The sequence below is a fragment of the Loktanella sp. IMCC34160 genome (assembly GCF_004145845.1).
GTDB lineage: Bacteria > Pseudomonadota > Alphaproteobacteria > Rhodobacterales > Rhodobacteraceae > SELP01.
The window spans coordinates 23,038-44,948 of the sequence record NZ_SELP01000004.1 but is presented as its reverse complement, the minus strand read 5'-3'; the positions used below and the strand labels follow the sequence as shown (position 1 = coordinate 44,948).

Annotated in this window: 27 protein-coding genes and 1 tRNA gene; 21 read left to right on the top strand and 7 right to left on the bottom strand. The window is 60.7% G+C overall.

The window, feature by feature from the left end; all coding sequences use genetic code 11:
- Window positions 1–77 precede the first annotated feature (77 nt).
- From EU803_RS11305 to EU803_RS11275, 7 genes are all read left to right on the top strand, one after another.
- Complete coding sequence (locus EU803_RS11305) at window positions 78–845, top strand: hypothetical protein (RefSeq protein WP_129682873.1); 768 nt, start codon at window positions 78–80, stop codon at window positions 843–845.
- A 188-nt stretch (window positions 846–1,033) separates the two neighbouring features.
- Window positions 1,034–1,267, top strand: coding sequence for a helix-turn-helix domain-containing protein (locus EU803_RS11300; RefSeq protein ID WP_207209192.1), 234 nt, complete (start codon window positions 1,034–1,036; stop codon window positions 1,265–1,267).
- 132 nt (window positions 1,268–1,399) lie between these two features.
- The gene (locus EU803_RS11295; RefSeq protein ID WP_129682871.1) at window positions 1,400–1,618 is read left to right on the top strand and encodes a hypothetical protein; all 219 of its coding nucleotides are present in this window, start codon (window positions 1,400–1,402) and stop codon (window positions 1,616–1,618) included.
- Window positions 1,608–2,957, top strand: a complete 1,350-nt coding sequence (locus tag EU803_RS11290; RefSeq protein WP_129682869.1) for a hypothetical protein — start codon at window positions 1,608–1,610, stop codon at window positions 2,955–2,957. Before EU803_RS11295 ends, EU803_RS11290 begins: the two co-directional genes overlap by 11 nt.
- 257 nt (window positions 2,958–3,214) lie before the next feature.
- Complete coding sequence (locus tag EU803_RS11285; RefSeq protein WP_129682867.1) at window positions 3,215–3,745, top strand: hypothetical protein; 531 nt, start codon at window positions 3,215–3,217, stop codon at window positions 3,743–3,745.
- Entirely contained in the window at window positions 3,732–4,319 is a 588-nt protein-coding gene (locus tag EU803_RS11280; RefSeq protein ID WP_242494352.1) for an ImmA/IrrE family metallo-endopeptidase, read from the top strand. The genes EU803_RS11285 and EU803_RS11280 overlap by 14 nt, the downstream gene beginning before the upstream one ends.
- Window positions 4,320–4,335: 16 nt before the next feature.
- Complete coding sequence (locus EU803_RS11275; protein WP_129682865.1) at window positions 4,336–5,421, top strand: beta family protein; 1,086 nt, start codon at window positions 4,336–4,338, stop codon at window positions 5,419–5,421.
- A gap of 397 nt (window positions 5,422–5,818) precedes the next feature.
- Here EU803_RS11275 and EU803_RS11270 read toward each other — a convergent pair whose 3' ends face one another.
- On the bottom strand, window positions 5,819–6,310 hold the full coding sequence (locus tag EU803_RS11270) for a hypothetical protein (RefSeq protein WP_129682863.1): 492 nt from the start codon (window positions 6,308–6,310) through the stop codon (window positions 5,819–5,821).
- A gap of 313 nt (window positions 6,311–6,623) precedes the next feature.
- On the opposite strand from EU803_RS11270, the gene EU803_RS11265 reads away from it, so the two are divergent.
- Window positions 6,624–7,265: a hypothetical protein gene (locus tag EU803_RS11265; protein WP_242494351.1), complete on the top strand. Its 642-nt coding sequence runs from the start codon at window positions 6,624–6,626 to the stop codon at window positions 7,263–7,265.
- A gap of 249 nt (window positions 7,266–7,514) precedes the next feature.
- On the opposite strand, the gene EU803_RS11260 is transcribed toward EU803_RS11265, so the two are convergent.
- The 5 genes from EU803_RS11260 to EU803_RS11240 form a co-directional block, all read right to left on the bottom strand.
- A tRNA-Arg gene (locus EU803_RS11260) sits at window positions 7,515–7,591 on the bottom strand.
- A 43-nt stretch (window positions 7,592–7,634) separates the two neighbouring features.
- The gene (locus tag EU803_RS11255; RefSeq protein ID WP_129682859.1) at window positions 7,635–7,946 is read right to left on the bottom strand and encodes an ETC complex I subunit; all 312 of its coding nucleotides are present in this window, start codon (window positions 7,944–7,946) and stop codon (window positions 7,635–7,637) included.
- Window positions 7,947–8,045: 99 nt separating this feature from the next.
- Window positions 8,046–8,543 carry a hypothetical protein gene (locus EU803_RS11250; RefSeq protein WP_129682857.1) on the bottom strand — a complete coding sequence of 166 codons (498 nt, stop codon included), beginning with the start codon at window positions 8,541–8,543 and terminating at the stop codon, window positions 8,046–8,048.
- Window positions 8,544–8,702: 159 nt separating this feature from the next.
- Window positions 8,703–9,179 (bottom strand): hypothetical protein, encoded by a 477-nt coding sequence (locus EU803_RS11245; protein ID WP_129682855.1) that lies wholly within the window; start codon window positions 9,177–9,179, stop codon window positions 8,703–8,705.
- A gap of 648 nt (window positions 9,180–9,827) precedes the next feature.
- Window positions 9,828–10,124 (bottom strand): hypothetical protein, encoded by a 297-nt coding sequence (locus EU803_RS11240; protein WP_129682853.1) that lies wholly within the window; start codon window positions 10,122–10,124, stop codon window positions 9,828–9,830.
- A gap of 699 nt (window positions 10,125–10,823) precedes the next feature.
- Here EU803_RS11240 and nadA point away from each other — a divergent pair.
- From nadA to trmD, 13 genes are all read left to right on the top strand, one after another.
- Window positions 10,824–11,864: a quinolinate synthase NadA gene (nadA, locus tag EU803_RS11235; RefSeq protein WP_129682851.1), complete on the top strand. Its 1,041-nt coding sequence runs from the start codon at window positions 10,824–10,826 to the stop codon at window positions 11,862–11,864.
- 10 nt (window positions 11,865–11,874) lie between these two features.
- Window positions 11,875–13,428 carry an L-aspartate oxidase gene (locus EU803_RS11230; RefSeq protein WP_129682849.1) on the top strand — a complete coding sequence of 518 codons (1,554 nt, stop codon included), beginning with the start codon at window positions 11,875–11,877 and terminating at the stop codon, window positions 13,426–13,428.
- Complete coding sequence (gene nadC, locus EU803_RS11225; protein ID WP_129682847.1) at window positions 13,428–14,276, top strand: carboxylating nicotinate-nucleotide diphosphorylase; 849 nt, start codon at window positions 13,428–13,430, stop codon at window positions 14,274–14,276. Before EU803_RS11230 ends, nadC begins: the two co-directional genes overlap by 1 nt.
- Window positions 14,277–14,349: 73 nt before the next feature.
- Window positions 14,350–14,973, top strand: coding sequence for a hypothetical protein (locus EU803_RS11220; protein ID WP_242494350.1), 624 nt, complete (start codon window positions 14,350–14,352; stop codon window positions 14,971–14,973).
- Between the two features lie 216 nt (window positions 14,974–15,189).
- On the top strand, window positions 15,190–16,707 hold the full coding sequence (ffh, locus tag EU803_RS11215; protein WP_129682845.1) for a signal recognition particle protein: 1,518 nt from the start codon (window positions 15,190–15,192) through the stop codon (window positions 16,705–16,707).
- A 1-nt stretch (window position 16,708) separates the two neighbouring features.
- On the top strand, window positions 16,709–17,242 hold the full coding sequence (locus EU803_RS11210; protein WP_165352825.1) for a GNAT family N-acetyltransferase: 534 nt from the start codon (window positions 16,709–16,711) through the stop codon (window positions 17,240–17,242).
- On the top strand, window positions 17,242–17,757 hold the full coding sequence (locus tag EU803_RS11205; RefSeq protein ID WP_129682841.1) for a GNAT family N-acetyltransferase: 516 nt from the start codon (window positions 17,242–17,244) through the stop codon (window positions 17,755–17,757). Before EU803_RS11210 ends, EU803_RS11205 begins: the two co-directional genes overlap by 1 nt.
- Window positions 17,757–18,329 (top strand): GNAT family N-acetyltransferase, encoded by a 573-nt coding sequence (locus tag EU803_RS11200; protein WP_129682840.1) that lies wholly within the window; start codon window positions 17,757–17,759, stop codon window positions 18,327–18,329. The genes EU803_RS11205 and EU803_RS11200 overlap by 1 nt, the downstream gene beginning before the upstream one ends.
- Window positions 18,326–18,622, top strand: coding sequence for a chorismate mutase (locus tag EU803_RS11195; RefSeq protein ID WP_129682838.1), 297 nt, complete (start codon window positions 18,326–18,328; stop codon window positions 18,620–18,622). The genes EU803_RS11200 and EU803_RS11195 overlap by 4 nt, the downstream gene beginning before the upstream one ends.
- Before the next feature lie 40 nt (window positions 18,623–18,662).
- Window positions 18,663–19,052, top strand: a complete 390-nt coding sequence (gene rpsP, locus EU803_RS11190; protein ID WP_129682836.1) for a 30S ribosomal protein S16 — start codon at window positions 18,663–18,665, stop codon at window positions 19,050–19,052.
- A 113-nt stretch (window positions 19,053–19,165) separates the two neighbouring features.
- A complete protein-coding gene (gene rimM / locus EU803_RS11185) occupies window positions 19,166–19,672 on the top strand; it encodes a ribosome maturation factor RimM (RefSeq protein WP_129682834.1) in 507 nt (168 codons plus the stop codon).
- Between the two features lie 11 nt (window positions 19,673–19,683).
- Entirely contained in the window at window positions 19,684–20,493 is an 810-nt protein-coding gene (locus tag EU803_RS11180) for a hypothetical protein (RefSeq protein ID WP_129682832.1), read from the top strand.
- Window positions 20,490–21,293, top strand: coding sequence for a tRNA (guanosine(37)-N1)-methyltransferase TrmD (trmD, locus tag EU803_RS11175; RefSeq protein ID WP_129682830.1), 804 nt, complete (start codon window positions 20,490–20,492; stop codon window positions 21,291–21,293). Before EU803_RS11180 ends, trmD begins: the two co-directional genes overlap by 4 nt.
- Here the strand turns inward: trmD and EU803_RS11170 are convergent.
- Complete coding sequence (locus EU803_RS11170; protein ID WP_129682828.1) at window positions 21,290–21,910, bottom strand: YdeI/OmpD-associated family protein; 621 nt, start codon at window positions 21,908–21,910, stop codon at window positions 21,290–21,292. The two genes, trmD and EU803_RS11170, sit on opposite strands and share 4 nt — an antisense overlap.
- Window position 21,911 lies beyond the last annotated feature (1 nt).

The following is a 21,911-nucleotide window of genomic DNA, read 5'->3' as shown; positions in this document are numbered from 1 at the left end:
GAAAGTTTCCGAAAGTGCAAAACGACCCTACCCGCGCAATCAGTTTGAACGAAGCGTTCTGGCGAACCGGGTGCTTCATGTTCCCGGATGAATGGGAAGGGATCGAAGCGTCCTATTATGATAAGTCCGTCACGGAATCCGCTGACTTGATTGCCGAGAAAGACCGCCTTGAGAGGACCCTCCGTCGCCTTTCAGATCAGGGACTGAATCTTGTCACCATGGGTACTTCGGAGATGTCAGAGGACGCAAAACAAGTCCACCAAGAGACCTTGGAGAACGTCCAAGACGCGATACGGAAGGCTCGAGCTGAACGTGACAGGTTTGGTGAGACCTTCGACTGTCGTTTGATCGACGCAAAACGGTACGAGCGGCGCGTTGCGGTTGAGGAGAAGCTCACAACAGGCCTCCTTAATGGTGAACTCAAATTGGTCTCCCTCAATTCATCCAGCGCCATGATCGACGACAAATCTCTCTGCTTGAATCCCGATTTCGAACTTTCCTTCGCGTTCTCTTGGGTAAAGTTCCCTGACAGGGACGGAGGGCTACGTTGTGCAGTTGGGTTTGACAGAGATGAATTCGATATATGGGCGGCACCCTTTGAACTGCCCTTGATCCCGAAAAGGGAGGATTCCATTCAACAAAGGACAGTGGATTGGCTCCGCTGCTATCAGCTTGAACTTGCCAAGACGACCAAGGTGTCAACCAGAGGAGACGTCAAAGAGGCTCATTCGGTAGCGTTCTCTGGTGAAGGTCGAAGCCACTTTGATTGCGCTTGGACACTCTTTACTCTTGAGAAAGCAAAGGCTCCCGGCAGGAAGAAATCGGCCGATACCAAAACCTCATGAGGTTTTCCCGACGAAAGGCTAGGTTCAAATTCTTCTTCCGCCCAACCAGTTGAAATTCAACAACTAAAGAAACCACCCCAAGATTTCGAAGCAAGTTTTCTTGCCCTTGGGAAGTTTTTCTGCGGGCAACGCTCTTCTACTTTGGCTGCACAGGCACGACGCCAGAACAGCCAAGAGAGGGCAGAGGAATGACCGACCAAACCACCCATCATGACCCTGACGACTTGGATCGTCTGATGACCGAAGTCGAGGCCGCAGATGTGCTTTGCTACACCGTCCGCGCCCTCCAGAACTGGCGGCATCGCGGGGGCGGCCCGAAGTTCGTGAAGGTTTCGGCCAGGTCGGTTCGCTACCGTCGGCGCGACCTCCTCGCGTGGATCAATGACCGGACGGTTCAACACACGTCCGAGGCCGCTCACTAACAGGTTTTGCCCCTGAGGGCTTGGCAGCACCTCAGGGGATTTTGGGGCCGAAAGGCTTTCAAACGGGCGCGGGGTTTCGCGACCTCGCGCCCTTTCTTTGTCTGCCGCCAACCAAAGTTGAAAGGAAACACCATGCCGAAACTTCCGGCTCACAAGTTCCGTATCGGAGCGATCACCGCGACGATCTGGGACAATGACGGGTTCTACACCGTCGATATGTCCCGGTCCTACAAGGACTCCGCTGGCCAATGGCAGACCACGTCAAGCTTTGCCCAAGCCGACCTTCTCAACCTCTCCAAACTCGCCCAACGGGCCGAAAGCTGGATCGCGGGGCAGTCAAATGCAGCCTAAGAAGACAACAAACCCCGCCCCCATTCGGCCCCAAAACAAAAGCTGCCCCGCCGGAGGCACAAATTCCCCCTGTTATGGTGAAGCCTCCCCGCCCGATCCGGCCCAAAGGGGGGTGTGTGTAGCACCCCCCTCATCAAATACATCCCACACCGAATGGCCCGTCCTGCACCGTGGCTTTGACACCGTCACGCTGTCGATCAAGGCGACCCTCCCGGCGGAGCTTTATCAGCACCTCCAAACGGACAAGGCGCGGGCCGAAGAGCTTCGTGACGACGTTCTGACAGAATACAACGGGGTCAAACTTCTCCTGCAAGCTCACGGCGGCGGCGGCTACGCCTTCCTCGCGAAAGGTGGGCCACAAGGCGCAAACTGGGCCTTCAAGAAACCCAACCCCAAGGACCCTTGGGGCATCCGGGTGACTCTGGGGTCGGAACTCCTCGCCACATTTGGTTTGGGTGGCGCAAGGGGGCGCATGGAAGCAGTCTTGGACAAGCTGGGTATCCACTACCAGCCAACCGATGTCAGCATTGCCCGCGTGGATGTCTGCGTTGACATTCTGGCCCCGGATTTCGGGCTGGTGCCAGAAAACTTTATCATGCCTGCCGCAACCAATCGGCGCGACTACCTGAGCGAAGAGCCTATGAAGGTCATTGGCAAGTCGGGTCGGGTCACGTCTGTGACCGTGGGCAGTCCGAAGAACCGACAGGTCATCATCTACGACAAGCGGGCGGAGGTGATCAAAAAGCACAAAGAACATTGGTGGACGATTTGGCAAAAGCGCTTGGACGATTTGGCGGGCATGGAGATCGACCTTCCAGCTCTCAAGCTTGAAAAGAACGATCCGGCCAACAGCCGCATTTGGAGGGTGGAAATGCGGGCCGGGAAAACGCTCCTGAAGGACCGATGGAACATTCGAACTTGGGAAGACCTGTTCGACCGCTTCGGCGACCTCTGCCGCCAAACCTGCGAAACGATCCGCTATTGCGACCCCACACCCGGCGACAGCAACCGCGCCCGGTGGCCGAACCACCTCCTATGGGAAATCGCCTGCGCGGAAATCAACGACGACCTGACAGAACTACGAAGCGGCGTTGCCCCGCAAGCAATGAAAGAAGTGCACCGGGAAACGCATATCGGCATCCTGACAAGGAACATCTTTGGGACTGTGGTGACATTGGCGGCATTGGAGGGGCGGCAGGTTGAGGAGCTAGATGCATTCCTACCGGAACTGTCCGACAAACTTCGCAATCACGCCAAAAGCGACCCTCACAGGGTGAATTCACAGATGAAGGCGGCAAAGGAAAGGTACATCTTTATAGTCGAAAATGGCTCCCACTAGATCTGCCCAAAGAGGAGTAGGGCGGGCGGGAAGTGTGAATTCGCGGCGCTGCACTCAAGGTTGTGGTGAGCATACCAAGCCGGACATTCATCATAAAATGTCTAGTCCGTGCCGTCTCAGCATCGATCTTCGGGCCGGGTTCGTGGCGAATATCTCTGAAAGTTGGGGATTCCTATCGACGTGACTAGGCGGCTGATCTAGAGTTGAGGTTGATTTGTTCCTCAAATGTTCCTATCTGGGCGGACAGGAGGTGGTAATTGGGCAAGCTAGTCGCGGCGATACTAGGGGCGATAATCGGTGGGTTTGCCGCCGTCGCCGCAGTCGTGTTCTGGTTCGGATGGGGGCTCCCGGCGGAGGGCCAAGCTGCCCACATCGACCCAACGAGGGCAGACTACGTTGACCTGCTGCTGACCGTGGCGACGATATTCCTTGGTGCTGTTGGCCTCGCGGTAACGGTCGGTGCGTTGGTGATTGGTCTGGTCGCACTCAAGACCTTGCGCGAGATAAAGGACGAGGCGGCAAGCGAGGCAAAGACCGCCGCCGCCACTAAGATCACCGAGACCATGGAAGCGGACCTTGACCCAAAGGTGGACAAAAAAGTCCGCGAGATTTTGCCTTTGGGTTTGCAGGTGGTGCTTGCTGACGATGAACACAGAGACGAAATCCTCAAGGCACTCGTGCGAACGGGCGCCCTTGATGACGCAGTTGGAAGGGTTATCGACCGGATAAACTCGGGTGGGCCAGTGATGGACCCTCAAGACGTGGTTGAAGGTGGTGACCAAGACTAAAGCAAAACAGGAGGGAGAACAAATGGACGGAAGTATGCACCGAATAGCGGCTTCAAACGGTTGGGAAGTCAAATCGCCTTCCAACGAATACCTGAACCTTGCGCCAGAGGTGCGGGCAGAAATCGACGAATATCTGGCCGAGTATCCGGTAAAGCTGGGTGCCATCGCCAAGCGGCTTGGCGTGAAGGTCCTTTTGTCTACTTTACCTCGCGGCACCTCCGGCCAGATCGGCCAGGAAAATGGAGACTTCGTGATCCGCATCAACCGACACGAGGCGAAGCACCGTCAGCGCTTTACGCTTGCACACGAACTTGCTCATTTCTTGCTCCATCGAGAACGAGTTGAGGCGGCAAATGGATGGTCTGAGAACGTGTTGCTGCGGGCTCCAGATCAGCCGATGCAGATTGAATACGAGGCGAACCGGCTTGCATCTGATCTCGTCATCCCATCAGCGCAGCTTGCGGAGGCCACTGCCGAATATTCCGGGCCTATGACGCCCGAGGTGATCGAGGATCTCGCCCGCCGCTTTGGCGTTTCCACTGCGGCGATGGAAATCAAGCTACAGATGGTGTGAGGAGGCGGGGCAGGAAATGGATGTTCAGGAGTATCTGGTAACGTTGGGCATCCGTCCCGCCGAACTGAGCGGGCTCAAAGAGCTGCCGGGGACAACCAAAGATCGGCTCACACCTCTTGTGCTGTTGGCTCCTTGGCTGGCGACTTCGCCTCTCTCTCGCGCTCTGGACAAGTTTGAGGAATCATACTCGTCGCGCCCGTATTTTATTGACGTGGACACCTACTACCGGGTGAACGACAAGCCAAATGAGGCAAAGGAGCAATGGGCGCAGTTGGCCGCTAAACCGGCGGACTTGGATATGTGGTGGGGCCTGCTCTCGGACTATCCGAACGCCAATCCCTGTCTGCTCATGGCAGAGCGCACAATCGACAGCGCGCGTGAACAGATCGCTTGGGCACGGGAAAATGGCCGGACGTTCTGCCTTCGGATGAACCTTGCCGAGGGTATCGGATCAGGTATTCCGCAATGGATGCCTGCTCTGGTGGCAGAACTGGCCGCAGAGGGGGCGAACGACTATGCTGTGGTGTTCGAGTTTGGCTGGGTATCGGACCCGCTCCAAGTGGCCGCCCTTGCCAGCGGCTATACCAACAGCTTCTTTGGAACGATACCGCCAGAAGTCCCGATTGCCATTTCCTGCACCTCGTTTCCGAAGGACTTCACACCATTTGATGGGACAGGTGTTTACGGCTTCACTAACCGTGACCTCCTAGCCCAAGTGCAACAGGCGACCAACCACCCAAGGGTAATCTACGGCGATTGGGGCACCACCAAGCCCCGGAGCTATGGCCATGCCAGTCAGCCCAAAAACCGTATCGACTATCCCGCAGACACCTCATGGATTTTCGCGCGCGACAAGGATGACGAAGTATCGTTCCAAGTTGCAGCTCAACGAATTTTGGACAGTGGCTATTGGGCTGGGAACCTCGGGATTTGGGGTGAACAGCTAATTGAAGGAACTGCCGCAGGACAAGCGTTCGCAATCGACACAATGCCCAAAATGTATTCTGCGCGGATCAACATTCACCTTCACCGGCAAGCCTTCTATGGCCACTTGCCGCCACCGGCGGCGCTTGACGAAGAGTGGAGCGATGACGACTTCTGAAGCGTGGCTTTGGCGGGAGATCTCAAGCTCTTCTCAATCTTGCCAGCGTTTGCGCGTTCAAAGACATTCATGCTACCTGCATCGATGACGCAGACGGCCACAGGCCGCAGCGAATGTCTCCGCGGACGCGCCATATCGCAGCGAAGGGAGAGCACGATGAATGTCTCATATGAGTCGATTGTGTTGAAAAAGTCGGCACGCCAGTGGCGGTGATGATACCTCGTGACAGGGCGCACGCCCTTTCGATCACGCCGGACGGGCGGTCAAGGGGCACCAGGAGGAGCATTGCGAGCTTCCTGAGGTTCTGGGCGGTGGTGGAGAGGTGGAATTCATCGCATGCGCCGCATGGACCGCGCAATCGGAGCCGGTTCAGACCGAGGATTGGTTGGGTTCATTCCTAATCTTGGGTTTGTTGGGCGACTTCGGGAGCTGGACGACTGGATTGATCCGCGAATAGCATGAAAGCGACGATTGTTGCCGCCCCAATAAGAAATATCCGTGTCCACACTCTTTCGCTAGTCGGAATGATCGACTTTGATCGATCCATCTTGTCTTCATAATGACGCTCGAAACCGACAAAGGAGCTGTCTTTCTCATAACGCAGTTCCACGTCGCGCAGATACTCGATGTGAACCTTGATTTTGTTATTCGTGGCTTCGGTCGAAAGAAGACCGACCAAGATTATTATCCAAGGCGTTGCGATTAGGAACGGGAGACCATCTAGAGCGGTAGCGCCGTCCCCAAGCAACCAGACTACGACTGCGACTGCAAAGACAACTGAGCCTAGCGCAGTCTGTCTACGGAACCGGATGTGTTCCAGCATTTCCTGCCGGATGTGGTAATAGGTGTTCTCCGCGAACCGCACGCGTTCTTCACGTCCTAATCTCACTCCGCCGCCTCCTGTTCAGCTTCTGCCACGCTCATGTGGGCCCCGTTGGTTGGGGTGCCAAGGTCGCCACATGCCAAGAACGATAGGGGTTCACAGGGTGCTGGTGAAGAGCGATTTGGCCCCTCATTGTGCGAGCTCCGCCCCCCAAACTTTGCCCTGCAGCGAATGACTGCTTCGACGGACCGCACCGCAGCAATCAACATGTGAAGTGAACGGCAGTTTGGGGCCGTTGCACGGCACAAAGCTATGAGTATGTTCGATTGGCCATGTTCGGAGTCTTATCTTTGGAATGAAAACCTCACTAGCTCCCAAAATGTTCCGCTGGGACTTTGTAAGAGGGATTGCTGACAACGACTTTACCAAAGTCGTGCTTCTGATCCCTGTTGCTGGCTACCTGATCCTATTTAATGACGAAATCGCACGTCTAGCGTCCTTCGATGTCCTCGCAGGGGTTGATGTGAATGCCCCCTCCCCGTTTGTGTTTGGTGGGCTTGCTAAGCTTCGGATGGTCTTTTTTGGCAGCCTAGCGATACTTCTCTCCTACGTGATCTACCGCCTGTTTCATCCCACCGAACTGGACGTGTCGAAGAATGAACTTGAGTTTGCGGAACTCGTGCGCCAGCGGTACAGCGTCTACGAACTTGCTGCTATGGAAGAACGGGTTCACTCGCCCGAATGGGCCGAACGAACCGACGAGTTCTGGTTCATCCTCGGAAACCCGCGTTCAAAGCGCAAAATTGTATCGGGCTATAGACCGGATGTCCGCGCCTACATGTTTCGTGAACATGCCGACTACATTGGATACCTAGCCCGCGAATGGTGGGCCGGGCAGATGCACCGCTATCCGGCTGCACGCTATTCATCACTCGCTCTTGGCGCGGTTGGCTACGTCCTGCTCGCCCTACCGACGTCCGACATCGCCCAAGCGGTTCTTGTGCACCTTCTTCTTCAATAACTCACCTTGGGTGACCCCAAAGGCCGAAAGGTTCCGCCGAACCCGCTGCCTTGGCCCGCTGATTGCGGCGGGAGGCGGCAAATCTGACGGGAACCTCATTCGGGCACCGTGTATCACTCACAGGACCTATTGCAGGTCCGCAACGGTCGGATTCGGTGTCGCGGTGCTTCCGTATTGCTTCCGGCGGCGTGGGCGGGGGATAACCGCCAGAAGCGCGGCCCTATAAGATTCTGTTATTTAACGATAAAATGGCGATCCCTCGAGGACTCGAACCCCGAACCTGCTGATTAGAAGTCAGCTGCTCTATCCAGTTGAGCTAAGGGACCGCTGGCCCCGTCTTAGCGGCGGGGTGCGCGGGCTGGCAAGCCTCTAGTGGGTCCAGGCACCGCGCCGGCCGGTGGCGAAGTTTTCGCCGTAGCCCATGGCGCGCAGGTTGGGCTTGCGGGTCTTGGGTTCGGCCACGACCGCGTCGATCCCGTTCTCGGCGGCGTAGTCGACCGCGGCCTTTTTCGTTTCGAAATAAAGCCGGACCTGCGCCTGCGTGTCGGTGGAAGAGGTCCAGCCCATCAGCGGATCAACCTCGCGGGCAGAGGCGGGGGCGAACTCCAGCACCCAGCGCTTTGTCTTGGCGGTGCCGGACGACATGGCGGTCTTGGCGGGGCGGTAGATTCGTGCGCGCATCGGCCTCTCCTTCACTTTGGCCCCTTATCCACAAAGGCGGGGCGGCATGCAAGAGAGAGGGCGCATCCACCCTAGAGCATAGCGGCAGCCACCCGCCGCTCAGGACTTGGACAAAGGCAAACCGTCCCACCCATCGATCAAGAGCGAGCGTTGCAGATCAAAGGTCCTGCGCAGCCAATCGCTGTCACATCGCCCATCCCTAAGCTTCAGGGACGCAATATGAACAATCTGGTATGGGTCGAATTTCAAATCAGATGGCCCGTTTATGACCATAGCGCCGAAATTCACATCGTTCCTTGGGGCCCGAATGTTCTGTTCCCAGACGATCAACGGCGAAGAACTGACCAAGCATTCGCCCATGTAAATCCCGATATCGAAAAGTATCGAGAGATCTGTCGGGGACTCCGACCACTTTGGGTCCGCTTTCAAGACGTCGCTGCCCCATTCGCTTAGCCGATCAAGGCTGGATAGCGAGAAATCCGTGGGCCAGTCACCAAAGCCCCGAGATAATCTGACCAGAGACCGCAGCTGATTAAGCCTTGGCGGGACGCTGATCTCGAACCAAAACCGATAGGCTTCAAGCTCCTTCTTCGACATTTCACACAAGGGTTTCGAGATTGGCGGTTCGGCAAGTCTATACGCCATCGTGGATCAACCCTTTCTGCAAACAACTAGCCAAAGCCGCATTCCCGGCAAGGATTGGGTCGGGTTTGGTCCCGCAACAGGTAACCGGCCACCGTCTTGTTTCAGACCTTTTCAACTCTGCTCCAAGGTTCTGGTTTGAAAACTGCGCGCGCCAATCACAGTGCAGGCCCCGTAAACCGGCTCGATCTCAAGCAGAAAGATTTCCCCGGCATCGACTTCGCGCCAAAGCTTCTGGAGATGATAATCCGGCACTTTGCTCAGAAGGTGCAAACCCCAGCCTGAGAAGACCTTTCGGGCCGTTCTCTCGCTCCCTCCCTGTCCGGGTTGTTCGACGTCACACCATGTCACTCGGTCGATGATGTTGACGCGTCCGACATTTCCAATCTCCAGGAACGCGACCTGATAGAAGGTTATCTCAAGGAGGACATTTTCCACATTCGACCAGAACTCCAGCCGCAGGTCCGACCGGCGGCGCGGAAATCTGATCGAAATGAGCTCCGCTTCTACCAGCCAGCGGCTCAATTCCGACTTCTCTTCAGGCGGATGCCTGCCATGATCTAAACTCGTCTGTCTTTCTAAATCATCCATCTTTGCTTGGCTTCTGAAGGCTGTGTGAAAGTGCCGAGATGCGGCCTCGAAAGCTCATATCAAACACCTTTCTTTCGGAACGTACACCTTCTACCAAGGCGATCAATGGAGGTAGTCACGTGAAGACTCTAGCTACACTGCTTTTGTCCCTATTACCTTTGGTCTCATGCTCTAAGACTCAAAGCGTAGAATTCTTCGTACGCATTGGAGGTGCGGAGGCATATCGAATGGAAGAAAGGCACACAGAAAACGCGACCTATACCGACGGAAGCTTGGTCACTCCTTTCATATATTATTCCGCGGATTTCTCACGGCAATTCGAGGGGGTGGAAATCAAATCTGCTTCGCTTGCAACCAATAGCGAGTTTGACTGGAGCACTGCGGGCTCTTGGGAACTAGAGGCGATTGATGGATCCGAGCACATATCAAACCTGCCTGTATTCTTCATGCTAACTGACTCGCAAGGCCATCGAGTATACCTGACCATAACCGTTTCGCGGTTTAGCCATGGCGGAGAAGAATTGCCTGAACGGAAGATCCTGGACGCAATTCTCTACCAGTCCCGACTGGCCATTTGTGTGGATAAAGGTAATCAAAACCGTTGCGTAACCTTAGAATCGTAGCTTTCCAACATGGGGGCACGACATCCTATCGGCCGCGCCGCCGTCTGAGCAACGAGACAGCGACTGCGGCGACGCAGATTACAATAAAGGTCGCCGAGATGATCGCATTTTCAATAAGCACAAGCCCCGCTTCGCCTGACTGGGACGACGGGTCTCCTGACCAAGAAGGATGTTCCAAAACGAAGGTCGGAGCGGGCAGGCTCAAGCCACCAGGCAAGACGCTGTACATGGAATACTTTATCCAAATGGTCGAGATGACGAGCCAAAGGATGAGCCACCCCAAGCCCCCCATCAATGCACCAAGAATTTTTGAGATATTCATTGGCGCATTTCCTTCCTTGCATCCCATGCGGGACTTGGGGAGGTCGGGCTGAAGTAGGGGTCCGGGTGGCTCAAAGCAAAAATGCCCTACCGTTTAAGCTTCTCGGCAACAAAGAAAGCGGCGACCATCGCCGAATATCCGACCAAATTGGTCCGAGCTAGGAAGCTGAACATATTCCAGAATGTAGGTTCTTGCATAGCAATCCCAATTTCCAATCCTTGGACATGCGCGAGAATAGCGCTTGTCATTGCAGCTACAAATTGAATGGCCAAGACCAAGAGTAATCCATGAACAAAGCGGACCATGCCCTCAGCCCAAGCACTTGCGACAAAAATCACAGAAATTGTCGAGAAAAGGGCCGATGACCTTCAACACAAGGGGCGCGCCCTGATCTGCCATTTCTGCACCTGACATCTTCTCACCCGCCTCCCTTCGCAACCCTAGGTAGCCGTCACCGCAAGAGGCCGTTCTTCCGGCGCGCCGTCAAGTCCGCCCTGCCCGTACCACCCCGTTGAAATCCCGCCCTGACACCCCTTGAAAGTTTCCGATCCTCGCCTTTGGGGCGTCTTTTGGCCGATTTTCCCCCTGAAACCGCGCCGTGCCGTCCCCATCTGTCCTTGGGGCGCTTGCAAATCCGCGTCCCGGCGGCCTAAACCCCCGCAACCCCGTTTCGGCGGCCCAGACAGGAGGAGCCAGCCCATGCTTGATCTCGCCCCTATCCGGCAGGAACTTCAGGCCCAGTACGACCTTGCCCCGAGCCCCGACCTCGCCGCGGCGATGTCGGACCGATACGCCCGGATGGACCGGGTCGTGACCCCGGCGGACTGGGCCATTCACGCTCCCTATGTCGCGGCCATTGACAGGCTGAAGGCCGAGCGCAACGCGGTCATCCTTGCCCACAACTACATGACCCCGGATATCTACCACGGGATCGCGGACGTGGTGGGCGACAGCCTGCAACTGGCGGTCGAAGCGACGAAGGTTCAGGCCGATGTGATCGTCCAGTGCGGCGTGCATTTCATGGCCGAGACCTCGAAGATCCTGAACCCGTCGAAAACGGTGCTGATCCCGGATATGGAGGCGGGCTGTTCGCTGGCCGAAAGCATCACCGCCGAGGGGATCGCCCAGATGCGGGCGAAATACCCCGGCGCGCCGGTCGTGTCCTATGTGAACACCACAGCCGAGGTGAAGGCGGCGTCGGACATCTGCTGCACCTCGTCGAACGCGGCCCAGATCGTCGCGGCGATGGAGGGCGACACGGTCATTATGACCCCGGACAAATACCTTGCCCAGAACGTCGCCCGGCAGGTGCCGCAAAAGCGGATCGTCTGGTGGGACGGGTCCTGCATCGTGCACGAACAATACACCGCGCAGGACCTGCGCGAGTTCCGCGAGTGGAACCCCGGCACCCGCATCATCGCCCACCCCGAATGCCCGCCTGACGTGGTGGACGAGGCGGATTTCTCGGGCTCGACCAAGGGCATCATCGACTATGTCACCGCCGAGAAGCCGGAAAAGGCGATGCTGGTGACCGAATGTTCGATGGCATCGAATATCGCCGACGCCCTGCCCGAGGTGGATTTCGTCGGCCCCTGCAACATGTGCCCCTACATGAAGAAGATCACGCTGGAAAAGGTGCTGTGGTCGCTGCACACGATGACCGCCGAGGTCGTGGTGGACCCGGAGATCGCCGCGAAGGCCCGCGTTGCCGTGCAGCGTATGATCGACCTGTCGGCATAGGATCGGGCCGGTGATCGAAACGACGCGCGTTGTCATTGTCGGTGCCGGGCTTGGAGCGCTTTACGCGGCGCTGGAGCTGGCCCCGCGCCCGGTGCTGATGATCTCGCCCGAGCGGTTGGGCGAAGGCGCGTCTTCGGCCTGGGCGCAGGGGGGCGTGGCCGCCGCCATGGCCCAGACCGACAGCCCCGAGGCCCATGCGGAAGATACCGTCGCGGCGGGCGCGGGCACCGTTGACCCGCGCGTCGCCCAGATGGTCACCGCCCATGCCCGCGACCACATCCTTGACCTGACCGATCTTGGCACCCCGTTCGACCGGGATGGCGCGGGCGGCTATGTCATGAGCCGCGAGGCCGCCCATTCCGCCGCCCGCGTTGTGCGGGTGAAGGGCGATCAGGCGGGCAAGCAGATCATGGAAACCCTCATCGAACAGGTCCGCGCGACCCCGTCGGTGCAGGTGATCGAAGGGGCGTTGGCGCTTGGTCTGGAAACTGCGGGCGCGCGGGTGACAGGCGTCTGGGTGGAACGGGCCGACACGCCGTCTGCCCCGGTGCTGATCCGCTGCCCGGCTGTCCTTCTGGCGGGGGGCGGGTCCGGCGGGCTTTACGCCCATACGACCAACCCGCCGCGCATTCGCGGGCAAGTCATCGGTTTCGCGGCCCGCGCTGGCGCGCTGATCGCCGATCCGGAGTTCGTGCAGTTCCACCCCACCGCCTTTGACATTGGTGAAGACCCGGCGCCGCTGGCGACCGAGGCGCTGCGCGGCGATGGCGCGGTCCTGATCAATGCCGATGGCGAGCGGTTCATGCTGGATGTCCACCCGGATGCGGAACTGGCCCCGCGTGACATCGTTGCCCGCGCGATCTTTGCCCAGACGCAGGCGGGCAAGCGCCCGATGCTGGACACCCGCGCCGCCTTGGGGCCCGAGGTCTTGACCCGCTTTCCGTCGGTTGCGGAAACCTGCGCCCGCGCCGGGATCGACCCGGTGGAAGACCCGATCCCGGTCGCCGTTGCCGCGCATTACCACATGGGCGGGGTCGATACAGACCTGAACGGGCGGTCTTCGCTGGACGGGCTTTGGGTCTGTGGCGAGGCATCGTCCACCGGGCTGCACGGGGCGAACCGGCTGGCCTCGAACGGGCTGCTGGAGGCGCTGGTCTATGCCCGCGCCGCCGCCTCGGATCTGGCCGAATCCATCGCCGAAAGTGACGCCGCGCCGGTTCTCATCGACTGGCCCGATGGGGGCGATCCGATAGATCCCGCCGCCGTGGCGGAACTGCGCCAGACCATGACCGACCATGTCGGCGTGCGCCGGACCGGCGAGGGGCTGCGGACCGCGTTACGCACCATCGCCCGGTTGGAAGAGGACAACCCCGCCGAAGGGTTCCACAACATGACCGCGACGGCGACCCTGATCGCCGCTGCCGCGCTGATGCGCGAGGAAAGCCGCGGCGGCCATTTCCGCGACGATTTCCCGACCCCCGATCCGGCGCAGGCCAGCCGTACCCGGATTACCCTGACCGATGCGCTGGCGCTGCGCGCCGCCGTTGTGAAAGAGGCCAAGTAATGTCCCATGCCCCCCTGCCCGACCTGATCCTTGAACCGCTCGTCCGGGCGGCCCTGATGGAAGACCTTGGCACCTATGGCGATGTGACCACGCGGGCGGTCATCCCGGCGGGGACCACCTATCAGGCGCGGCTGAATGCCCGTCAGGCGGGGGTCGTTTCGGGGATGCAGATCGCGCGGATCGCCTTTCATCTGGTTGATGCGGGGTTGAAGGTGAACACCCTCAAGACGGACGGGGATGCCGTTGCCCCGGGCGACACGCTGATGACCATCGAAGGGGCCGCCGCGTCGATCCTGTCGGGGGAACGGGTCGCCCTGAACTTTGCCGGGCGGCTGTCGGGGATCGCCACGCTGACCGCTTCCTTTGTTGCCCAGACGAAAGGCACCGCCACCCGCGTCACCTGCACCCGCAAGACCACGCCCGGCCTGCGGATCGTTGAAAAACAGGCCGTGGTGCACGGCGGCGGGTTCAACCACCGCTATTCCCTGTCCGACGCGATCCTGATTAAGGACAACCACATTGCCGCCGCCGGCGGGGTCCGCGCCGTGCTGGAGGCCGCGAAGTCCAGCGCCAGCCACATGATGAAGGTCGAGATCGAGGTCGACCGGCTGGACCAGTTGGAAGAGGTGCTGGCCGTGGGTGGGGCGGATGTGGTCCTTCTGGACAATATGGACACGGACACGCTGCGGCAGGCCGTCGCCCTGTGCCGGGGCCGGATCGTGACCGAGGCCTCGGGCAATATGACCCTGCCGCGCATTGCCGAAGTTGCGGCAACCGGGGTCGACTACATCTCTTCCGGGGCGCTTACCCATTCTGCGCAGACCCTGGACCTTGGCCTTGATTTCTGACCGGCGGTTTCGCCGCATTGTTGGGAACCGGACAAGGCGCTAGGTCTGTGCCAGACCCAAGTGGAGTGTGACGATGGCCGAACCCAGCAAACAGAAATCAAATGGCCGGATGATTGCCGTGATCGCGGTTCTGGCCGCTGTTGTCGCCGCCGCCGGGGCTGGCTGGGCCTTTCTGGGTCATGACAGCTTTGCCCGGATGGTGATGGACCATGACCGGCTGCATGCCGAACATATGGCCAGCGGCATGGGCCATGATGAAACCGTGATGCCCGGCCTGCGCGGTCGCGATGCGACGCCAGAGGAAAGCACCGAACTGGCGGTGATGTTCCAAAACTTCGACACAATCACCCGCGAGGTCGAAAACCTGCCTGACGGCATCCGCACGATCACCCGGTCCAGCGATCCGGAGGTGATGGATGTGCTGGTCAGCCATGTGGTCGGCATGATCGCCCGCGTCGAAGAAGGACGCGACCCCGGGATCATCATTCAAAGCCCGACGCTGGACATCTTCTTTGACCGCCCCGAGGCGATCGAAACGACGATCGAGGTGTCGGAGGACGGCATTGTCGTCGTTCAGACATCCACCGACCCCGACATCGTCGCCGCCCTGCACACCCATGCCGCCGAGGTCAGCGCCATGGCTGATCGTGGCATGGACGCCGTGCACGACATGATGGCGGCGCGGGCCGGAAACTAGGGTGCGCCGGGCCATCGGCACCTGCCGGGTGGCTTGACTCCCTCGCCGCGCGCGCGTAGAGACCGCCCAACATCCGGAAAGCCTGACTTTCCGGTCCTCGTGCATTTTGCGGGGATCGCCGTCCACCAGCGCGTTGCGCCCGTGGGCGCCGTTGTGATTTGAGCGTTCGACCCTATCTGGATCGGACAGGTGGTAACGGGTCTCAGGAGGGCCGAAATGTTTGAAAATCTGTCAGAGCGCCTGTCAGGCGTCTTCGACCGGCTCACCAAACAGGGCGCGCTGTCCGAGGAGGACGTGAAGACCGCCCTGCGCGAGGTTCGCGTTGCCCTGCTCGAGGCCGACGTCTCGCTTCCCGTCGCCCGCGATTTCGTGAAGGCGGTTCAGGCCAAGGCCACCGGTCAGGCCGTCACCAAGTCGATCACCCCCGGCCAGCAGGTCGTTAAGATCGTCCACGACGAACTGCAGAATGTCCTGACCGGCGAAGGCGACCCCGGCGCGCTGAAGATCGACAACCCGCCCGCGCCGATCCTGATGGTCGGCCTTCAGGGCTCGGGGAAAACCACCACCACCGCCAAGCTTGCCAAACGGCTGAAGGAACGCGAAGGCAAGCGGGTTCTCATGGCCTCGCTTGACGTGAACCGCCCGGCGGCGATGGAACAGCTGCAAATCCTTGGCGCCCAGATCGGCGTGGATACCCTGCCGATCGTCAAGGGCGAAAACCCCGTGGCGATCGCCAAGCGGGCCAAGACCCAGGCCAGCCTTGGCGGCTATGACGTCTATATGCTGGACACCGCGGGCCGGTTGCACATCGACGCGGAACTGATCCAGCAGGCCGCCGATGTGCGCGACGTGGTCAACCCGCGCGAAACCCTGCTGGTCGTTGACGGGCTGACCGGTCAGGACGCGGTGAACGTCGCCCAGGAATTCGACGACAAGATCGGCGTGTCGGGCGTTGTCCTGACCCGGATGGATGGCGACGGGCGCGGCGGCGCGGCCCTGTCGATGCGCGCTGTCACCGGCAAGCCGATCCGCTTTGTCGGTCTTGGCGAAAAGATGGACGCGCTGGAAACCTTCGAGCCGTCCCGGATCGCCGGTCGCATCCTTGGCATGGGCGACATCGTGGCCCTTGTCGAAAAGGCCCAGCAGACGCTGGAGGCCGAACAGGCCGAGCGCATGATGAAACGGTTCCAGAAGGGCCGGTTCAACATGAACGACCTGAAGATGCAGCTGGAACAGATGATCAAGATGGGCGGCATGGAAGGCCTGATGGGCATGATGCCGGGCATGGGCAAGATGGCCAAGCAGATGGAGCAGGCCGGCTTTGACGACAGCATCCTGCGCCGCCAGATCGCCCTGATCAATTCCATGACCAAGATCGAACGGGCCAACCCCGACCTGCTTCAGGCCAGCCGCAAGAAGCGGATCGCCAAGGGCGCGGGTCTTGAGGTGTCCGAACTGAACAAGCTTCTGAAACAGCATCGGCAGATGGCCGACATGATGAAGAAGATGGGCAAGATGGGCAAAGGCGGGATGCTGAAGCAGGCCATGAAAGGCATGTTCGGCAAGGGCGGGATGCCCGGTGGCCTGCCGGGTGGAATGCCCGACTTGAACGACCCCAAGGCGATGGAAGAGGCCGCGAAGGCGTTGCAGGGCAAGATGCCCGGCGGGCTGCCCGGCCTTGGCGGCGGCGGCGGCCTGCCCTCCGGCCTGAGTGGTTTTGGCAAGAAGAAGTAAGGTGACCGGCGCGACCGTTCATATCCCGACGCTGGCGACAGACCGGCTGACCCTCGGGGCCTTTACGTTGGCCCATTTCGAGGCGTTTGCCGATTTCTGCGCGACAGAGCGGAGCCGCTTTCTGGGCGGCCCGATCACCGAGCGGCGGGACGCGTGGGACAGTTGCATGATCCACAATGGCCAATGGATGGCCCGTGGCTATGGCGCCGTCTGGGCCACCGAAACCGCGACAGGCGCCCCGGTCGGCCGGTTCAGCCTGTGGCACCCGATCACCTTTGACGAGCCGGAACTGTCCTGGGTGGTCTTTGATGGGTTCGAGGGCAAGGGCTATGCCGCGGAAGGCGCGGCCGCCTTGCGCAACTGGGCCTTCGCGGAAAAGGGCATCGGCCCGCTGATGTCGCTGATCGCCCCGGAAAACGCCCGGTCGGTCGCGCTGGCCCAGCGCCTTGGCTGCGCCGAGGAAGGCCGGCAAGCCTACAAGTCCGGGGCCGAGGTCATCCGGTTCCGCCACCCTGATCCGCGGCGGGTGGCGTGATGGAACGGCTGGATACCGCGAACCTTGTGCTGCGCCGCCCGGTTGGGGGCGACTGGCCCGCTGCGCGCACCTTCTTCATGTCGGACCGGGCCAAGGGCATCGGCGGGCCGCTGTCCGAAGGGCAGGCCTGGCGCGCACTGGCGGCCGAGATCGGCCATTGGGACATTCGCGGCTATGGCATGTGGGTCGTCACCCGGCGCGGGGCCGAGGATCAAGCGCTTGGCATGATTGGCCCGTGGTATCCCGCCGACTGGCCGGAAACCGAAATCGGCTGGATGATCTGGGACGAGGGCATCGAAGGCACCGGCATCGCGACCGAAGCTGCCCGCGCCGCGATCCTGCACGCCTGGACCGCGCTGGGGTGGACCACCATCGTGTCCTACATCGCGCCCGACAACGCCCGGTCGATCCGGTTGGCCGAGAAGCTGGGCGCGGCGCATGACCCGGACGCGCCGCAACCGAAACCGGATGTGCCTTGCCTTGTCTACCGGCACCCAAAACCGGAGGGGCTGTGATGGGAACCGCGTGGACCACCCCCGCCACCGCCAAGGCTGCTACCATTGCGGCCGGCCTGCGCGCGGCCCTGCCCCGGATCGAGACCGAGCGGCTGGTGCTGCGGCCCTGCCGGGGTGACGACTGGGCCGTGCTGGAGCCGATCTGGACCAGCGACCGCGCCGTCCACATCGGCGGCCCGATGACGCCCGAGGAGGCATGGCTTGATTTCACGCAATGCGTGGCGGCGTGGTTCATTCAGGGAACCGGCCCCTTGGCCATCACCCTGAAGGGTGACGACCGTCCGCTGGGCCTTGTCCTGATCTGCGCCGAATATGGTGACCCGAGCCCGGAGCTTGGCTGGCTGTTGACCGCAGAGGCCGAGGGCAAGGGTTATGCGACCGAGGCCGCGAGCGCCCTGCGCGACTGGGGCTTTGGCGTTCTGGGCCGGGGCGGGTTTCAAAGTTTCATCGCCGAAGACAACGCCGGGTCCGTCGCGGTTGCCGAACGTCTGGGCGGCCGTCCGGTGGGAACACACCCCTTGGCCGGTGATTGCCTTGTTTATGCCTACGACCAGAAGGAGGCAGCCCAATGACCGATGCGATCCAACGCGCGGCGGAACTTCTCAAGGAACATCGCCAGTCCATCGACCGGCTGGACGCGATCCTTGTCTTCACGCTGGCCGAACGCTTCAAGCACACCCAGTCGGTGGGCAAGCTGAAGGCCGAACATGACCTTCCCCCGTCCGATCCGGCCCGTGAAGCGGCCCAGATCGCGCGGCTAACCGATCTTGCGAAAGAGGCCAATCTGGACCCCGAATTCGCCAAGAAATTCCTGAACTTCATCATTCAGGAAGTCATTCAACACCACAAACAACAGCAATCCTGAGGGACATCCCTCGCCTGCCATTACCCAAGGAGAAAACCAAATGGCCATGAAAATTCGTCTCGCCCGTGGCGGCTCCAAGAAGCGCCCCCACTACGCCATCGTCGCCGCCGATTCGCGCATGCCGCGCGACGGCCGCTTCATCGAGAAGCTGGGCACCTACAACCCGCTTCTGCCGAAGGACAGCGAAGACCGCGTGAAGATGGATGTCGAGCGCATTCAGTACTGGCTGGGCCAGGGCGCTCAGCCGACCGACCGCGTTGCCCGCTTCCTCGAAGCTGCCGGCGTTGTCGAAAAGACCGCCCGCAACAACCCGAAGAAAGCCGTCCCGGGCAAAGCCTCGCAGGAACGCGCCGAAGCCAAAGCCGCCAAGGCCGCAGCTGCCGCTGCTCCGGCCGAGGAAGCTGCTTCGGAAGAAGCCGCCGCTGAATAAGCGACTGGATCGGGGGTGTCCGGGCCGCTACGGTCCGGGCACCCTGCCCCCAAATCGGGGCTTTTTCGCAAAGGCCGCAGCCACACCCGGCCTTCGCCAAGGAGCATGACCCCATGAGCAACGACCGTGTCATCGTCGGAAGTTTCGCGGGCGCCTTCGGGGTCCGGGGCGAAACCCGGATCAAGTCCTTTTGCGCCGACCCCGCGGCCATTGCCGATTATACCCCGCTTTACACAGAAGACGGCCGCAGCTTTACCACTGTCGTGCTGACCGGGCAGGCCAAGGGCGCCCTGATCGCGCGTGTCGACGGGATCGTGACCAAGGAAGATGCCGACGCGCTAAAGGGTGTGAACCTGTTCGCGGACCGGTCCCATCTGCCCAACCTTCCGGACGACGAATACTACCACGCCGACCTGATCGGGCTGGAAGTGGTCGATACCGGCGGCACGGTTCTGGGCCATGTGAAATCCGTGCAGAACCACGGGGCTGCCGACCTTCTGGAAATCCACGGCCCCGGTCTGAAGACCACGGTCCTGCTGCCCTTTACCCTTGCCGCCGTGCCCACCGTGGACCTTGCCGCGGGCCGGATCATCGCAGACCCGCCCGACGGGTTGTTCTAGGGCCGGATCGAATGCGGCGCGTCTTCCTGCACACCGGGTTCCACAAGACCGGCACCACATCGGCGCAGGCCTTTCTGTTCGCCAACCGCAAGAAGATCTGGCCACATCACGCAATGATCCTGCCGTTTCGGACCCGCGCCAACCGGACCCGCATGGCCGCCACCTATCATTCCTCTAGCCGCGATCCGATTTCGCTGGATGAATTCCGCTTTCGCTTGCGCGGCATGTTCGCGGAAATCGACTTCAAGTCGGACCGGGGCCTGATCATCAGCGACGAGAATTTCAGCGGGCTTCGCCCCAGCCTCAACTCTGACCCCGGTTATCCCGCTGCCGCCGATCTGGCCGAGGCGCTGGTGGACGAGGTGCACGCCCTGTTTCCGGGCGAAGAGGTGAATATCACGCTCTACCTGTCCACCCGAGCACCCTCTGCTTGGCTGCGCAGCCTTTGGGCGCATGAGGTGCGCAAGGGTTGGACACCGCTGGGGCTGGACGAGTTTTCCGAACAGTTCGCGGCCCTCTCGGACCTGTCGCAAACGGTGCACGCCATTGCCGACCGCCTGCCGGGGTGCACGGTTGTGGAACACCGGCTTGAAGTGCTGTCGCTGCTGCCTTTCGGCCCGGCGACCCCCTTTGTCGATTTCCTTGACCTGCCCGAAGCCGAGCTTGCCAGCTTCGACCGCCCCGCGCCGGAAAATCACAGCCCCCCGACAGAGGTTCTGCAACAGTTGCTGGAACTGAACCGGATGGACCTCCCCCTTGAGGAGCTGAAGGAGCGCAAGCAGGCCGTGCTGCGCGCCCATTGGAAAAAGGCCAAGTCATGACGACCGAAAAGCCCGCGAAATCCATCGGCCGCAAGGCCATCCGACCGACATTCAAGCCGCGCGAGTTGATGACAGACAAGCCGGACCTTGCCGGGGCGTGGAAGGCGCAGATCATCACCCTGTTTCCGCAGGCCTTTCCCGGTGTTCTGGGTGAGAGCCTGACCGGCAAGGCGCTACAGGACGGGCTGTGGCAATTGGAGACCATCGACCTGCGCCCCTTTGGCATCGGCAAGCACCGCAACGTCGATGACACCCCGGCGGGGGGCGGCGCGGGTATGGTCCTGCGGGCCGATGTGCTGGGTGCCGCGATTACCGAGGCGCGGGCCGGGGCGCGGGGCCGGATGCCCTTGGTCTACCTGTCGCCGCGCGGCGCGCCCTTTACCCAGGGCATGGCCCGGCGACTGGCGGCCTGTGATGGTGTCACCATGCTGTGCGGTCGCTTCGAAGGGGTGGACCAGCGGGTTCTGGACCACTTCGACATCGAGGAAATCAGCCTAGGCGATTTCGTCCTGACCGGGGGCGAAATCGCGGCGCAGGCCATGCTGGATGCCACCATCCGCCTGCTGCCCGGTGTTCTTGGCAACGCCGCCTCAACCGAGGAGGAAAGCCATTCCAACGGGCTTCTCGAACATCCGCAATATACCCGTCCGGCGAGTTGGGAAGGGCATGACATTCCCCCGGTTCTGATGTCCGGCAACCATGGTGAGATCGAAAAGTGGCGCAAGGCCCAGTCAGAGGCCCTGACCCGCGACCGCCGTCCGGACATGTGGGCCGCCTATGAGGCGCGCAAGACCCGCTAGCGCTCCAACGCGCCTTTCCCGGCCATGATCTTGTCCCGGAACTTTGCGATCCGGTTGAAGCGGGTCGCAGAGGCCTTGGCGCTGTTGAGGTTGTGTAGATAGCTGCGCTGCCGCCCCGGGGTCAGCGCATGAAACGCCTCGGCCAATTCGGGGTCGGCGTCCAGCGCCTCGGTCAACTCGTCAGGCCATGGGATGTCACGCTCGACCTTTGGCGGCACGATCCCTGCCTCGGCATAGCCCATCGCCTCGGCCAGATAGGCGGCGATGATCGGCTCTTTCTCGATCACCTCGGCGGCGGAGGTCAGGCAGATCATGTCGGGGTTCTGCGTATTCTCGCCCTGACGTTCCAATATCCCCTCTGGGTCTTTCATCAGCGCGGCCTTGAAAAAGGTCAGTCGGAAATCACCGCGAAAGGCGCCGATGATCACGATATTCCGGCCCGCGTGCATATAGCAGGGATGACCCCATTTCACGGTTTCCTCCAGACCGGCGGCCAGACAGATCCGGCGCAACTCGTCCAGACCGGCAGACCAGATGCGGGCCGAACAGTCCGGCGTGTCGAACCGTTTGCAGCGGCCGCAGCCCTTGGTGAAGAAATCCTCGATCTCGGTAATCATC